16 protein-coding genes are annotated in these 14,984 nt (G+C 64.9%); 12 read left to right on the top strand and 4 right to left on the bottom strand.

The window, feature by feature from the left end; all coding sequences use genetic code 11:
* Positions 1-17: 17 nt before the first annotated feature.
* The 10 genes from HNP02_RS31205 to HNP02_RS31160 all read left to right on the top strand — a co-directional run bounded on the left by HNP02_RS31205 (position 18) and on the right by HNP02_RS31160 (position 9,495).
* On the top strand, positions 18-1,337 hold the full coding sequence (locus tag HNP02_RS31205; RefSeq protein ID WP_184444526.1) for an NAD(P)/FAD-dependent oxidoreductase: 1,320 nt from the start codon (positions 18-20) through the stop codon (positions 1,335-1,337).
* A 125-nt stretch (positions 1,338-1,462) separates the two neighbouring features.
* Positions 1,463-1,867 (top strand): alkyl sulfatase C-terminal domain-containing protein, encoded by a 405-nt coding sequence (locus HNP02_RS31200; protein ID WP_184444525.1) that lies wholly within the window; start codon positions 1,463-1,465, stop codon positions 1,865-1,867.
* An 8-nt stretch (positions 1,868-1,875) separates the two neighbouring features.
* The gene (locus tag HNP02_RS31195) at positions 1,876-3,414 is read left to right on the top strand and encodes an acyl-CoA synthetase (protein ID WP_184444524.1); all 1,539 of its coding nucleotides are present in this window, start codon (positions 1,876-1,878) and stop codon (positions 3,412-3,414) included.
* Positions 3,411-4,676, top strand: a complete 1,266-nt coding sequence (locus tag HNP02_RS31190; protein WP_184444523.1) for a cytochrome P450 — start codon at positions 3,411-3,413, stop codon at positions 4,674-4,676. Before HNP02_RS31195 ends, HNP02_RS31190 begins: the two co-directional genes overlap by 4 nt.
* Before the next feature lie 8 nt (positions 4,677-4,684).
* A complete protein-coding gene (locus HNP02_RS31185; RefSeq protein WP_184444521.1) occupies positions 4,685-5,476 on the top strand; it encodes a coniferyl-alcohol dehydrogenase in 792 nt (263 codons plus the stop codon).
* A gap of 14 nt (positions 5,477-5,490) precedes the next feature.
* The gene (locus HNP02_RS31180; RefSeq protein WP_184444658.1) at positions 5,491-6,894 is read left to right on the top strand and encodes an aldehyde dehydrogenase family protein; all 1,404 of its coding nucleotides are present in this window, start codon (positions 5,491-5,493) and stop codon (positions 6,892-6,894) included.
* Between the two features lie 32 nt (positions 6,895-6,926).
* Entirely contained in the window at positions 6,927-7,790 is an 864-nt protein-coding gene (locus HNP02_RS31175; protein WP_184444519.1) for an SDR family oxidoreductase, read from the top strand.
* A 36-nt stretch (positions 7,791-7,826) separates the two neighbouring features.
* A complete protein-coding gene (locus HNP02_RS31170; protein ID WP_255507154.1) occupies positions 7,827-8,537 on the top strand; it encodes a hypothetical protein in 711 nt (236 codons plus the stop codon).
* Entirely contained in the window at positions 8,534-9,217 is a 684-nt protein-coding gene (locus HNP02_RS31165) for a cytochrome c oxidase subunit 3 (protein WP_184444517.1), read from the top strand. Before HNP02_RS31170 ends, HNP02_RS31165 begins: the two co-directional genes overlap by 4 nt.
* On the top strand, positions 9,214-9,495 hold the full coding sequence (locus HNP02_RS31160; RefSeq protein WP_184444516.1) for a cytochrome C oxidase subunit IV family protein: 282 nt from the start codon (positions 9,214-9,216) through the stop codon (positions 9,493-9,495). The genes HNP02_RS31165 and HNP02_RS31160 overlap by 4 nt, the downstream gene beginning before the upstream one ends.
* Before the next feature lie 2 nt (positions 9,496-9,497).
* Here the strand turns inward: HNP02_RS31160 and HNP02_RS31155 are convergent, their stop codons facing one another.
* The 4 genes from HNP02_RS31155 to HNP02_RS31140 form a co-directional block, all read right to left on the bottom strand.
* Positions 9,498-10,652, bottom strand: a complete 1,155-nt coding sequence (locus HNP02_RS31155) for an acyl-CoA dehydrogenase family protein (protein WP_184444514.1) — start codon at positions 10,650-10,652, stop codon at positions 9,498-9,500.
* 2 nt (positions 10,653-10,654) lie between these two features.
* Entirely contained in the window at positions 10,655-11,806 is a 1,152-nt protein-coding gene (locus tag HNP02_RS31150) for an acetyl-CoA C-acetyltransferase (protein ID WP_184444513.1), read from the bottom strand.
* 67 nt (positions 11,807-11,873) lie between these two features.
* Entirely contained in the window at positions 11,874-12,548 is a 675-nt protein-coding gene (locus tag HNP02_RS31145) for a TetR/AcrR family transcriptional regulator (RefSeq protein WP_184444511.1), read from the bottom strand.
* Positions 12,545-13,342, bottom strand: coding sequence for an SDR family NAD(P)-dependent oxidoreductase (locus HNP02_RS31140; protein ID WP_184444510.1), 798 nt, complete (start codon positions 13,340-13,342; stop codon positions 12,545-12,547). Before HNP02_RS31140 ends, HNP02_RS31145 begins: the two co-directional genes overlap by 4 nt.
* A gap of 174 nt (positions 13,343-13,516) precedes the next feature.
* On the opposite strand from HNP02_RS31140, the gene HNP02_RS31135 reads away from it, so the two are divergent.
* Both HNP02_RS31135 and HNP02_RS31130 read left to right on the top strand, forming a co-directional pair.
* Entirely contained in the window at positions 13,517-13,708 is a 192-nt protein-coding gene (locus HNP02_RS31135) for a ferredoxin (RefSeq protein WP_184444508.1), read from the top strand.
* 28 nt (positions 13,709-13,736) lie between these two features.
* Complete coding sequence (locus tag HNP02_RS31130; protein ID WP_184444506.1) at positions 13,737-14,981, top strand: NAD(P)/FAD-dependent oxidoreductase; 1,245 nt, start codon at positions 13,737-13,739, stop codon at positions 14,979-14,981.
* The last annotated feature ends 3 nt before the right edge of the window (positions 14,982-14,984 follow it).

Raw genomic sequence — 14,984 nt, 5'->3', positions numbered from 1 at the left:
ACGTGAAGGGAAGCAATATGACCGACAACAAGGTGCAGTTCGACGTCGTCGTCATCGGCGCCGGAGCCGGGGGTCTGTTCACCGCAGCCCGGCTTGCGCACCGCGGCTATCGGACGCTGGTCGTCGAACGCCTTGACAAGGTCGGTGGTCGTGCATCGACCGATGACGTCGACGGATTCAAGGTGAACAACGGTGCCATCGTGATCGAGGTCGGCGGCATCACGCAGCAGACGTGCGAAGAGGTCGGCGCACCGTTCGACATTCGCGAACCGAGTCCGCCGATTCTGTATCGAATCGGGGGCAAGGACGTCGACGTCACCGGCGGCGGCTGGGGATTCCTGCTCGGCAAGCTCACCCGCCAAGGGGCCAAGCTGGTCAAGGGGATCGGCGCGGCGCGGTCGGACTCGGGCCTGCCAGAAGACGAGATGACCACCGCCGAATGGGTCTCCAAGTACACGAAGAACGAAGGCGTGCACGGGATCTTCCGCAACATGTGCGCCTCCGTGTTCGCGGTCGGGTCGGAGGACCTCCCCGCCCGCGTGTTCCTCACCTACTTCACCCGCAAGAGCGCATTCAAACGATTCGGTTTCCACCCCGAGGGCACCATCGGACTGTGGCGCGGCCTGGCGGACGTCGTGACGTCCCGCGGTGGCGAGGTCTGGTTGTCCACGGACGTCACCAAGATCGTCGTCGACGGCGAGAAGGTCATCGGGGTGCACGTCGAGCGTGGCGGCGAGACGATCGAGATCGCCTCGCAGATCGTCGTCAGCGATGTCGGACCCGCAGCGACAGTGGCCCTGATCGGTGCTGACGACGTCCCCGACGACTACAGGGAACTCGTCGAACGGGGCAACCGTCCGACCGCGATGATCTCGGTCAACTTCGCGAGCCAGGACCGACTCGTCGACGTGCCGGGGATGCTCAGCTTCGCCAAATCGCGACGCCTCGCCTACGTCGCCAACTTCACCGACATCTGCCCGGACATGGCGCCTGCTGGGTGGAACCTCTACGTGGGTACCGCGGTTCCGAAGCCGTCCGTCGGAGACTTCGACGAGAAGGCCGAGACGGAACTGCTGCTGGCCGACCTTCGCGACGAGATCGAGGGATTCGACGAACGCGCCAGGATCCTCAACATCGCGGTCACACGTGACGGATGGCCGCCCCAACGCGCCGTCGCCGGCTTCGACCTGCCACGCGATACCCCGTTCGCCGGGCTGTGGAATGTCGGCGACGCCGTCAAGGAGTACGCCAACGGCGGCACCACCGCCTGCGCTGAAACGGCCCAGCTGGTGGTCGATGAGATCGTCCAGACCTACACGCTGACCAAGACCCACTAGGGCAGCGAACCGTCGGACCGAGTCGCAACGCAGACCCGACTGTTGACTGTGACGCCGATCATACGTACGATATTTTTTAATCAAGAATAAGTTTTTCGGGATACCGTGAGAAGAGAGAGGGAACGATGGGGTTCAACAACTCTGAAGAGGTCAACAAGTACATCGGTGGCATCTTCGAAAACGCGTTCGACGATCCCGAGATCGGCCCGAAGCTCGTCGATACCGGACTGGTCGTCGCCTTCGACTTCAGCGATCCCGAAGCCGTCGTAGTAGTCGACATGGCGAACAAGATGGTCACCAATGGGGGAGCCGGGGGACCGGCACCTTCGGCCACGATGACGATGACGGCCGACACCGGGAACGCGTACTGGCAGGGCAAGGTCAACCTGCCGCTCGCGATGGCGAAGAAGAAGGTCAAGGTCGACGGCAACGTCGCCAGCCTGCTGAAGCTCGCGCCGCTTGGCAAGAAGCTTTACGGCAGCTACATCCAGCGTCTCAAAGAGGACGGTCGCGACGACCTGATCGTCTAAACGCCACCATGTATCCAGGAACCCACGCATCGACGTCACCCGACCGGCCAGCGGTGATCATGGCCGGCTCCAACGCAACGGTGACCTACGGCGAACTCGAGGCGAACTCGGCCCGTCTTGCATCCGCTCTGCACCAGCTGGGGCTGCGCACGGGTGACGTCATCGCGGTCCTGTCGGACAACGCGCCCGAGGCATTCGAGATCTACTGGGCAGCAATATGTTCCGGCCTGTACGTGACCTTCGTGAACTGGCACCTGTCAGCCGATGAGGTCGCCTACATCGTTCGAGACAGTGGGGCGCGGGTGCTGATCGCGTCGGGTGGGCTGCCCGAGTTGTGCGTGCAGGTCGCAGACCTCGTGCCCGAAGTTCAGCATCGGTACGCGTTCGGTGCCCCGATCACCGGCTACGACTCGTACGCCGACCTGCTCGAGCACGCCGGACCGCGGCTCACCGACCAACCCCGCGGCTCGGAGATGCTGTACTCGTCGGGGACCACCGGTCGGCCGAAGGGAATCAAACCACGCCTGTTGCCGATTCAGGTCGACGAAGCCGGTGACGGCATCTCCGGCCTGATGGCCCACGGATTCGGGTTCACTGACAAGGACGTCTACCTATCGCCCGCGCCGGTCTACCACGCCGCGCCGTTGAAGTGGTGTGCCGGCGTGCACGCGTTGGGCGGCACGGTCGTGGTGATGGAGCGGTTCGACGCCGAGGCATCGCTGGCGGCGATCGAACGCTTCCACGTCACCGCAACCCAGATGGTCCCGACGATGTTCGTCCGGCTCCTGCAACTGCCCGCCCCCGTGCGTGCCCGTTACGACACGTCGTCCCTGCGGTTGGCGGTGCACGCCGCCGCGCCGTGCCCACCCGACGTCAAGGACGCGATGATCGCCTGGTGGGGCCCGATCCTCACCGAGTACTACGGCGCCACCGAGGGCCACGGCATCACCCTGATCACCACGTCCGAATGGCAGACGAAGCGGGGATCGGTCGGCAAGGCCGCGCTCGGAGTGCTCCACATCTGTGACGACGACGGGGTGGAGTTGCCCACCGGCCAGCCCGGTGTCATCTACTTCGAGCGCGAGGCACCGGCCTTCATCTATCACAACGATCCCGAAAAGACAGCCGAGTCACGACATCCCGGTCATGACAACTGGTCGACCGTGGGCGACATCGGCTATCTCGACGAGGACGGCTACCTCTTCCTCACCGACCGCAAGGCCTTCATGATCATCTCCGGCGGGGTGAACATCTACCCCCAGGAGATCGAGAACGTCCTGGCGCTGCACCCCAAGATCCTCGACGTCGCGGTCATCGGGGTGCCCGACGCCGAGATGGGCCAGCAGGTCAAGGCAGTCGTCCAACTACGCGACGAAGTCGAACCGTCCGAGGACCTGGCCGCCGAGATCATCGGCTACGTCCGTGACCGGCTCGCCCACTTCAAGGCCCCGCGCACAGTCGATTTCGTCGACGAGCTGCCCCGGTCAGCCACCGGAAAGCTCGTCAAGCGAACCCTGCAAGCCCGCTACCTGGAGGCACACGCATGACAGTCGAAGCTGCTCCGAGCACGGTCCGTCCGCCCTTCGACCCGGTGAGCATTTCACCGCTGAGCTTCTGGGACATGACCGCCGAGGAGCGCGAGCCGTGGTTCAAGATTCTGCGCGACGAACGACCGATCAGTTGGCATCCACCGATCGAGGGCACGGTGGTGCCCGCCGACATCGATGGCGTGTGGGCGGTTACCCGCAATGAGGACATCGCGTTCGTCAGCAAGCACCCCGACACCTTCAGCTCGGCCCAGGGCGTGCTGATCGAGGCGATCCCCGATGACGTGATCGAGGCGGCGATGTCGTTCCTGGCCATGGACGCCCCCCAGCACGGCGCCACCCGCAAGTTGATCAGCTCGGTCTTCACGCCACGCCAGGTGGCCACGATCAGCGATCAGATCCAGAACCAGGCCGTCGCGATCGTCGATGATTTGCTCGCCACCAAGCAAGGCGACTTCGTGGAGCAGGCCACCAAGCGGTTGCCGATGTGGACGATCTTCGAAATGGTCGGTCTGCCAAAGGAATTGCGCGACGAGGCGCTGCATCACGCCGATGGGATGGTGTCTTGGGCCGACCCCGACGTGGCCGCGGGACGGGAGCCCGGAGAGGTGATGAACGATTCGCTGGTCGGGCTGCTCGTGCTCGGGCTGGATCTGGCCGCGCAGCGCCGTGCGCAGCCGACCTCCGACCTGACCAGCCGGCTGGTCGAAGCCGAGGTCGATGGCCGCAAGCTCACCGATGACGAGATCGCGGCGTTCTTCGTGCTGCTCGCGGTGGCGGGCACCGACACCACCCGCAACACCATGGCGGTCACGGCGATGGCACTGCAGGAATTCCCGGAGCAGCGCGCGTTGCTCGCTGAGGACTTCGACGGCCACATCCGGACCGCCATCGACGAGTTCGTCCGGTGGGCGACCCCGGTCATGACGTTCCGCCGCACCGCAACCCGGGATACCGAGCTGCACGGTCAACAGATCCGAGAAGGTGACTGGGTGTTGCTGATGTACTCGTCGGGCAATCGTGACGAGCGGGTGATCACCGACCCCCACACCTTCGACATCCGTCGGAGCCCGAACCCACACATCGGGTTCGGTGGTGGTGGCCCGCACTTCTGTATGGGCGCGTTCCTGGCCAAGATGCAGCTCGAGGCATTCTTCGGCGAGCTGATCCGGCGGGTTCCGAACCTGCGCCTCGGCAAGCCTGATTACTTGACCAGCAACTTCTTTCGCGCCGTCAAGTCCCTGCCGTACACCCTCGACTAGGAGAACCGATGACTGCATTCGACGGAAAGCGCTTCGTGGTCACCGGTGCCGCGTCCGGAATCGGCGATGCCGTGGCCGAACGGCTCCTGGCGGCCGGCGCCGAGGTGGTCTCGCTAGACCGGAACACCCCGACTGCGAAGGTGAACCGCCACGTCGAGGTCGACCTCGCCAATCCGCGCAGCATCGACGCCGCCCTCGAACAACTCGACGGAACGTTCGACGGACTGATGAACGTGGCAGGGATCCCCGGCACGGCGCCCGCCGAATTGGTTCTTGCGGTCAACAGCCTTGCCGTACGCCACCTGACCGAGGCGTTCTTCGAACGACTCGCACCAGGGGGCTCCGTGACGATCGTGTCCTCGACGGCAGGTTTCGGCTGGCCGGCTCGCCTCGACGTCATCCGCGATCTGCTGGCCACGGACACCTTCGAAGAAGGGGCGGCCTGGTTCAAGGCCAACCCTCAACAGGGAAACGCCTACAACTTCTCCAAGGAAGTCACCACCGTCTACACGATGACGATGGGGTTGGCCTTGGTGGAGATGGGCTTTCGCATCAACGCGGTGCTCCCGGGCCCGGTGCAGACCCCCATCCTGGCCGACTTCGAAGAATCCATGGGCAAGGACAACCTCGACGGCATCAAGGAACTCCTCGGCAGGCACGCCAACCCGGGCGACATCGCCGATGCGGTGCTGTTCCTCGCATCCGACGAGGCCCGGTGGATCAACGGCCAAACGTTGGTCGTCGACGGAGGGATCACCGGTGCTGTGCTCTCCGGAGTCGTTCCGGCGCCAGAGATCTGAGGCCGGACGTGTCCATTCAAGCCCCTCCCGACCACACCGCGCGTCCCAGTCAACCACCCGGCACCACCGAGCTGTCGGACCTCCGCCAGACCTTCGCCACCGGTCGCACACGGGAGTTGCGTTGGAGACTGGCTCAACTCGAGGCGATCGAGCGGCTGTGCGACGAGCGGGAAGCCGACATCGCGGCCGCCCTGCATGCCGACCTCGGCAGGCCGGCGGTCGAGGCATGGCTCGGCGACGTCGCGTCGACCAAGGGTGAAGCGGCATACGCCATCAAGCATCTGAAGAAGTGGATGCGCCGCCGCAGGCAGCCGTTGCCTCTTGCCCAGCTCCCGGGACGCTGCTGGGTGCAGTACGACCCACTGGGCGTCGTCCTGATCATCGGGCCATGGAACTACCCGGTCTATCTGAGCCTGGCCCCGCTCGTCGCCGCCGTGGCAGCCGGAAACTGCGCCGTGCTCAAGCCATCCGAGCTCGCGCCCGCTACCTCCGCATTGTTGGCGCGACTGGTGCCGCTCTACTTGGACGCCGAAGCGGTTCGCGTCGTCGAGGGTGACGGTCAGACCACCCAGGATCTGTTGGCGCAAGGCTTCGACCACGCCCTGTTCACCGGCGGAACCGACATCGGCAAGAAGATCATGGCTGCTGCCGCGCCCACGCTCACCCCGGTGACGCTGGAACTCGGCGGGAAGAGCCCGGTGATCGTGGCCGCCGACGCGGATCTCGACGTCGCCGCCCGACGCATCGCGTGGCTCAAGCTGATGAATTCCGGGCAGACCTGCATTGCGCCGGACTACGTTCTGGCCGAACGTGCGATCGCCATGGAACTCACCGACCGGATCGTCGCCAACATCAAGGCGTTTCGCGCCGACGACAATGGCCTCGGGATGCGGATCGTCAACCTGCGGCAGTTCGACCGGCTGGTTTCGCTGATCGAGTCGACCACGGGTGCCGTCGTGGCGGGCGGTGGCTTCGAGCGCTCGACGCTGACGATCGAGCCGACCGTGATCCTCGATCCGCCCCCCGACGACGTCGTCATGGCCGATGAGATCTTCGGCCCGGTGCTTCCGGTGATCACCATCGAATCGACCTCAGCCGCGATCGATTTCGTCAACTGCCGACCGAAGCCGTTGGCACTGTACGTCTTCACCTCGTCACGGCAGCTGGCCCGGAATCTGATCGATCGGATTCCGTCGGGCGGAGCCGTTGTCAATCACGTCGCAATGCATTGCCTGGTCCCGCAGCTTCCGTTCGGCGGGGTGGGAGCCAGCGGTATGGGCGCCTACCACGGCCGCTGGGGATTCGAGGCCTTGAGCCATCGCAGAGCGGTGTTGGCGAAGTCGACGAGACCAGACCCGATGTTCGTGTACCCGCCCTACACCGATCGGGCGTTGAAGATCATGCGCAAGTTGTTCTGACCGAACTCGACTGAAGGGATGGGCGAAACGACATGGCTGGACTCGACGGCAGGGTCGTGATCATTACCGGCGCCGGCGGCGGGCTGGGCCGAGAGTACGCGCTGCTGCTGGCCGACGAGGGCGCCCGCGTCGTCGTCAATGACCTTGGGGGAGCCCGGGACGGCTCGGGATCCGGCCAGGCCATGGCCGACACCGTCGTCGACGAGATCCGGCAGCTGGGCGGCACTGCGCTCGCCAACTACGACAACATTGCGACCGAGGACGGCGCCCAGTCGCTCGTCGACTCGGCGCTGCAGGAGTTCGGCGCACTCGACGGAGTGGTCAACAACGCCGGAATCCTGCGTGACGGCGCGTTCCACAAGATGAGTGCGGAGAACTGGGACGCAGTCCTCAAGGTGCACCTCTACGGCGGGTTCCACGTCACTCGTGCGGCATGGCCGCATCTGCGTGAACGAAAGTTCGGCAGGATCGTGATGGTTACCTCGACCAGCGGCATCTTCGGCAACTTCGGGCAATCCAACTACGGCGCCGCCAAATTGGGTCTGGTCGGGTTGATCAACACCCTGGCCATCGAGGGTGCTAAATACGGGATTCTGGCCAATGCGGTTGCGCCGATGGCCGCAACGCGGATGACGACCGACATCGCGCCACCGGAACTCCTCGACAAGCTGCCGCCCGCCCACGTGGCACCGGTCGTCGGGTACCTGATGAGCGAACAGTGCACCGACACCGGGTGCGTGTACATCGTGGGCGGCGGAAACATCCAGCGGGTGGCCCAGTTCCAGAACAAGGGCGTGTCGTTCTCGGAGCCGCCGACCGTCGACCAACTGACGGAGCGATGGTCGGAGATCGCCGACCTGACGAACGTAGAACTGGGGGCCAATCCGCTCGGCTGAGTTCGTCCACATTGAATTCGACGTTGAGGAGCGATGTTGACCAATCGAATACTCGTGTTGTGTGCCTGGGCCGGTCCGGCCACCGTCGTCGTCGCGATGATCGGCTGGCTCATCGCCGGAGTGTTGCCCATCCCGTTGGGTTCGGAGAGTTCGGTCGAGGCGGTCGTGAGCTTCTACAGCCACGACACCCGAGTCATTGCGGGCCTAGTGATCTCGACAATCGGTGTCAGCCTTGTCTTTCCGTTGATCGCCGTCATCGCCGTGTACATGGTGCGGATGGAGGGTCGGACGCCGATCCTGGCGTTTCTCCAGCTGATCACGGGCGCGGCAACCGGCGTCTGTCTGCTGCTGCCGCTGCTGCTGATGACCACCATCGCCTTTCGGCCCGACCGCAGCCCGGAACTGACGATGACGCTGAACGACATCGCGTGGCTGTTGTTCATCACACCGATCGCGCCGTTCATGATTCAGAACGTCGCCATCGGAGTCGCCATCCTGAACGACAAGCGCCAGACGTTGCCCCGTTGGGTGGGCTACGTCAACTTCTGGATCGCGTTCTCGTTCATTCCCGATCCTCTCGCGTTCTTCTTCCACAGCGGCCCCTTCGCGTGGCGCGGCATCTTCATCTTCTGGTTGGCCTTGACGACGTACAGCGTCTTCCTCGTCGTGATGGGACTGACTCTGCGCAAGGCGATCCGTGAATCGGCCGATCCGGACGTGTCGGCGGTTGCCGCGGCGGCGGTATGACGCACCCGCAGGTTCGGGTGGACCCCGATCTACCCGAGTTCCTTTGGGACAGTGATGGTGCCGAGGCCGCACCACCACCGGCGCGGCGACCGGCGAAGGCCCGGGATGGGCACATCCCTGGCGAAGCCGGGCTGTGGATCTTCATTGTCGGGGACATGACCCTCTTCGCCGCGATCCTGATCGTCTTCCTGTGGGAGCGTCGTTCTGATCCCGTGGTCTTCGAGGAATCTGCGCACCAGCTGATTCAACCGATCGGTGCGGTGAACACCCTGGTCCTTCTTCTCAGCTCCTACCTGGTCGTGTGTGCGGTCTTCGCGCACCGTGGCGGGCGGTATCCCAAGGCGAGGCGCCTCGTCGCAGGCGCCGTGAGCTGCGCCGCCGTCTTCGCCGGCCTGAAGGCATTCGAGTACTACAGCGCGATCTCCTCTGGTCACACGCCGTCTGGTCACATGTCTTCGTCGGAGACGTTCTTCACGTTCTACTTCGTCCTCACCGGGTTACACCTCTTGCACGTCATCGTCGGAACGGCGCTCTTGCTCGCGTGGCAGGCGATGTTGAAGCGTCGGCGTTCCTGGACCGGATCACAGAAGGTCGCCGAGGGGATCGCATCCTATTGGCACATGGTCGATTTGCTCTGGGTGGCCATCTTCACGCTCGTCTACTTGGTGAGTGCCGAGTGAACGGCACCGTGCCTCGCCGGGTCACGGTGGTGTTCGCAAGCCTCGTCGTCGCAACGTGCATCACGTGGTGGCTCGGCAGCAGGTCGTCCCTAACCGGCAATGGCCTTGGCCTGGCCGCTGCGCTGACCGTGCTGATAGCCTCCGCGAAGATCTACTTCATCGGCCGAGACTTCATGGAACTGCGCTCCGCACCGTCGGTTCTGCGGGCCGCATTCAACGTCTGGGTGGGTGTGGTCGCCGTCGCGGCGATTGCGCTGGTGGTCGTGCCGACGTCCTGATCTCAAGCGCGCGAGGCGATGTCGCGGCCGATGATCTCCTTCATGATCTCGGTCGTTCCTCCGTAGATCGTCTGCACCCTGGTATCGACGAAGGCACGCGCGACGGGATATTCGGCCATGTAGCCGTAGCCTCCGTGCAACTGAAGGCACCGATCGACGACGCGCTTCTGCAGTTCGGAGACGAACCACTTGCCCTTGGCGGCGTCGATCGGAGTCAGCTCATCGGCGTTGTACGCCAGCACGGACTTGTCGACGTACGCCTCGGCGACGTCGATCTCGGTTGCCATCTCCGCGAGTTCGAAACGTACGTGTTGGTTGCTGGTCAGCGGCTGCCCGAATGCCGTGCGGCCCCGACAGTAGTCACAGGTCAGTTCGAAGATCGCCCTGGTGGTGGCCATCGCCTTCGCCGTGACCCCGAGCCTCTCCCTTGGCAGGTGACTCATCAGGTAGGGGAGTCCACGCCCCTCTTCACCGAGGAGATTGGCCGCGGGAACGACCGCGTCGTTGAAGAACAGCTCGGAGGTGTCCTGCCCCGGCAGGCCGATCTTGTCCAACTGGCGACCCCGCTCGAAACCCGGGGTGTCGCGTTCGACGACGAAGAGGCTGAAGGCACCGGAGCCACCCTCGGCGTTGGTGCGGGCGGCCACGACGACGAGGTCGGACATGATGCCGCTGGAGATGAAGGTCTTCTGGCCGTTGACTATCCAGCGATCGCCCTCCTTGCGCGCCGTGGTGCGGATGCCCTTGAGATCACTGCCCGCGCCGGGCTCGGTCATGGCGAGTGCACCGATGATCTCACCCGCGGCGAACCCAGGAAGCCAGCGCTGCCTCTGTTCGTCGTTGGTGAGGTCGAGCAGATAGTGCAGCACTAGATCGTCCTGGAGACTGATCGTCAGCCCGAACGACAACGCGTTGATGTGTGCGATCTCCTCGCTCACCACCATCCGGTAGCGATAGTCGCGCTCGCCCGCGCCGCCGTACCGTTCGTCGATCTGCAGCGCGTAGATGCCCGCTTTGGCAGCCCGCGCGAAGACCTCCCTGTCGATCCAATGGTTGCGGTCCCAGTCGTCTTGGTGCGGAACGACTTCGCGAGACAAGAACTCCCGCACCGCTTCACGGTAGGCCTCGTGATCGGGCCCGTAGAGTGTGCGTATCACGGTCAGAGTCGTTCGATGATCGTGACGTTCGCCTGGCCGCCGCCCTCGCACATCGTCTGGAGACCGTACCGGCCACCGGTGCGCTCGAGCTCGTGCAGTAGCGAGGTCATCAGCCGTGCCCCGGTGCAGCCGATCGGATGTCCGAGTGCGATGGCGCCGCCGTTCGGATTGACCCGCTCGGGGTCGGCGCCCAGTTCCGCCAGCCACGCCAGCACGACGGGTGCAAACGCCTCGTTGATCTCCACTGCGTCGATCTCATTGATCGACATGCCCGTTCGTTTCAGAGCATGTTGGGTCGCGGGAATCGGGGCCGTCAGCATCATGACCGGATCGGCGCCACGTACGGACATGTGATGGATGCGCGCCCGCGGGGTGAGGCCGAATCGGTCGACCGCGTCCTGGGAGGCGACGAGCAGCGCCGCCGCGCCGTCGGAGATCTGGCTGGCGACGGCGGCGGTGAGCACGCCATCCTCGACCAGGGTGGGCAGTGTGGCCATCTTCTCGAGCGAGGTGTTGGCACGTGGTCCTTCGTCCACCGAAACCCCTGCGTAGGGGGAGATCTCGCGGTCGAAGTAACCTGCGGCGATGGCGGCGACCGCCCGTTGGTGGCTCGCGAGCGCGAACTGCTCGTTGGCCTCTCGGCTGAGCTTCCAGTGATCCGCGATCATCTCCGCGCCGCGGAACTGCGAGATCTCCTGATCTCCGAACCGCTCCTGCCATCCGCGGCAGCCGGTCCAGGGATCCGTGGCGCCGAACGGCTCGCCCGCGGCGAACGCGCTAAGGATCGGGTACTGGCTCATCTTCTGCACGCCGCCCGCGACGATGAGGTCGGACGTGCCGCTCATCACCGCCTGGGCGGCGAAATGCACTGCCTGCTGGGCGGAACCGCACTGGCGATCGATCGTCACTCCAGGAACGGATTCGGGGAGTCCGGCGGCCAGCGCTGCGGTGCGGGCGATGTCGCCGGCCTGAGAGCCGATGTTGTCCAGGCAACCGAGGATGACGTCGTCGATCGCGGCGGGGTCGATGTCGTGCCTGCCCACGACGGTCTTGATGACGTGTGCTGCCATGTCGGCGGGATGTTCGGCGGCGAAGCCGCCCGCCCGCTTGCCGACCGCGGTTCGGACCGCGTCAACGATGAATGCCTCAGCCATGCACTTAATTTAACATAGAATCAAAAACGTACAAAGTTCGTGCTGAGGGCAGCCGGGGGGCCTTCGTTCAACGTCGACCGCGACCGGGCGCGTCGGTCCCGCTCGGTTCGAGCGCACCCCGGATGAGCCGCTGGGCATCGGCCACGATGGCGTGCAACGGCGTGCGGCGTGGGTCCCACCACTCGGCTGCCCAGTTGAGGGCGCCGAGCACCAGCATTTGACTGATCCGTGGGTCGACGTCGGAACGCAGCTCTCCGGCGCAGGCGGCCTCGTCGAACAGCTGCCGCCACAGCGCCCCGTAGCTGTCTTCTTCGCGGTCGGCCCGGATGCGGAGCCGACTGGGAATCTGCCCTCGATTCCGGATCGAAGCCGTTGTGTAGTCCGAAATCTCGAGCTCGTGCCGAAGGTGGGTCTCCGCCGCGACGAGGATCTTCTCGAGAGCAGGCGTGCCGGGAGGCAGAGCCTGCAAGGTTGCCTGGAGGTGTACGCGCATGTCGGCGAGCCCGCTGGCCATCACCTCTTCGATCAGGTCGTCACGGGACGCGAAGTAGTAGTAGATCGCTGGCGTCTGGATGTCCACTCGTTCGGCGACGTCCGACAACCGTGTCCCGGCGTAGCCCTTTCGGCTCAGCACGTACGCGGCGGCATCGAGGATTCGGCCCCGCGTGCGGGCATACTTCGTCTCGTCGTCGGGAGTAACGACACCGACGGGATCTTCAGAGACGACGCGGGCCGGGCTCATGGCATCGTGTAGCCGCCGCTGACCGAGATCATTTGGCCGGTGACCTGGCGTGCCGCCGTTGGCGACGCGAACCAGAGCACGGCACGCGCGACGTCGTCGGCGGTGGTGAGTCGGCGCATCGGGGTGTCCTTCAGCATGAAGTCGATCTGCTTCGGGTTGAAGACCTCGTCTTCGCCGACGGCCCAAAGGCTCGATGCGCCAACTGCATCGGGGCCGTCGGGTATGACGAGACCGGGACAGACGACGTTCGACCGGATCCCGTGCCTGCCATGTTCGCGCGCGGTGGTGCGAGCCACCGCGACCATCGCCGCCTTGGACGCACCGTAGACGCCCTGCCGGATCTGGCCGAAGGCCGCGTCGCTCGCGATGAAGACGATGGAGCCGCTGCCGCCATCCTTCATCGGGCCGATCGCGGCCTGGGTCGCGGCGATCGCCGTGAACAGGTTGATCTCGATGGTTCGCTGCCACTTGTCGCGGTCCGTGTCGGTCGCGATGAACCCGGGTACCGACCAACCGGCGTTGTTGACAAGGACATCGATGCCACCCCACGCGCTCACCGCGCGACCGATCGCCGTGTCGGCCGCGTCGGGGGCGGTCAGATCGGCGATTGCGAGCTCGACGGCGACGGCGCCGCGTTCTAGTGCCTCGGCTCGCACCTTCTCGGCCTGGGGCTCGTCGATGTCGCTGATCACGATCCGCGCTCCCTCGGCGGCGAATTGGTGCACGATGCCCCGCCCGATGTTGGACGCTCCTCCGGTGATGACGACACGGGCGTTGGCAAGTCCCAGATCCATGATCGTAGTTTAACCTATATTAGAAATTGTCCATAGCGATTCGACGGTCGATCGTCACCGTTGACACACCGGGCCAGATATTCTAACCTAGATTAAATTATGGCGACGCGGCCGGATGGTCCGCATCGAATCCGTGCAGGCCCCTGGACCAGGGCACGTCGAGGAAGGGTCTCCATGAAGGTCGTAGTCGATTACACCAAGTGCACGGGGTTGGGCATCTGCGAGTCGATGGCGCCCGATCTCTTCGAGGTCAACGACGATGGTGCGCTCGTCCTTCTGAAGGAGGACATCACCGACGACGAACTGCAGTCGGTCGAGGAGGCCGTCGCCGGATGCCCGACAGAGGCATTGAGAATTGAGCGCTGAAGGCGGTCCGAGCCCAGGCGAGAGGCGAATGGATCGGCTCGTCGTCGTTGGCGCGTCGCTGGCAGGTCTGCGGGCAGCGGAGGCTGCGCGAAAGACCGGCTTCGCGGGCGACATCACGCTCATCGGCGGCGAGCCGCACCTTCCCTATGATCGGCCACCACTGTCCAAGGAGTTTCTCGAGGCGACGGAACCCGGTGTCGAGGCGCGGATTCCGTTCTTTCGAAACGATGACGTCTACCCCGACCTTGGCGTAGAGCTTCTTCTCGGCGAGCCGGCAACGGGTCTGGACGTCGCGCGCAAGGTCGTGCACGTGGCAGATCGTCAGATCGGCTACGACGCACTCGTCATCGCGACCGGCTCGCAGCTTCGGACGCTCCCGGGTACCGGGCACATGGACGGTGTGCACGGCCTCCGTACGCTGGAGGACTCCCTGAGTATCCGTGCCGCCCTGGACGCAGGTGCACGCACCGTCGTCGTCGGCGCAGGATTCATCGGATCGGAAGTCGCTTCTGGGGCCAGGAAGCGAGGTCTCGAGGTCACCGTCGTCGAAGCCCTACCCACGCCATTGGTTCGTGCTGCAGGCACGGAGATGGGTGCGGCGATCGCGTCCCTGCACGAACGCAACGGCACCACGTTGTTGTGTGGCAGGGGAGTTGCGGCAGTCGAGGGAGACCGTCGCGTCGAGCGCGTCGTTCTGGACGACGGCACCCTCATCGACGCCGACCTGGTGGTGGTGGGCATCGGGGTATCCCCGTGTGTCACCTGGCTCGAGGGCTCCGGCTTGGCGATCGACAACGGCGTGGTGTGTGACGAGACGCTGTGGACCGGCGCACCAGGCGTTTACGCCGCCGGTGACGTCGCCAACTGGCTGAACCCGGTCTTCGACGCGCGTCAGCGGATGGAGAACTGGACGGCGGCCGCAGAGCAGGGTGCTGCCGCTGCACGCAATGCGCTCGACCCCGAGAACGCCAAGCCGTACGGGACGGTTCCCTACTTTTGGTCGGACTGGTATGGATCGAGGGTTCAGTTCGTCGGAGTGCCAGAAGCCGACGAGGTCCTGCTCGTCGACGGTGACGTCGAGGACGGCGAACGGTGGGTGGCGCTGTACCGGCGAGGCGACCGCCTCGTGGGTGCGCTCACCGTCAATGGCCAAACCGTCATCATGAAGTATCGCAGGATGATTGCGCAGAAGAGCTCATGGGGCGATGCGCTGGAGTTCGCGGAGAAGCGCCTGGCGTCGGAACTGGCCACGGCCGCCGGGCACGATGGCTGACCT

Source organism: Mycobacterium sp. AZCC_0083 (assembly GCF_014202335.1).
Lineage (GTDB): Bacteria > Actinomycetota > Actinomycetes > Mycobacteriales > Mycobacteriaceae > Mycobacterium.
This window is presented reverse-complemented; position numbering and strand designations above follow the sequence as displayed.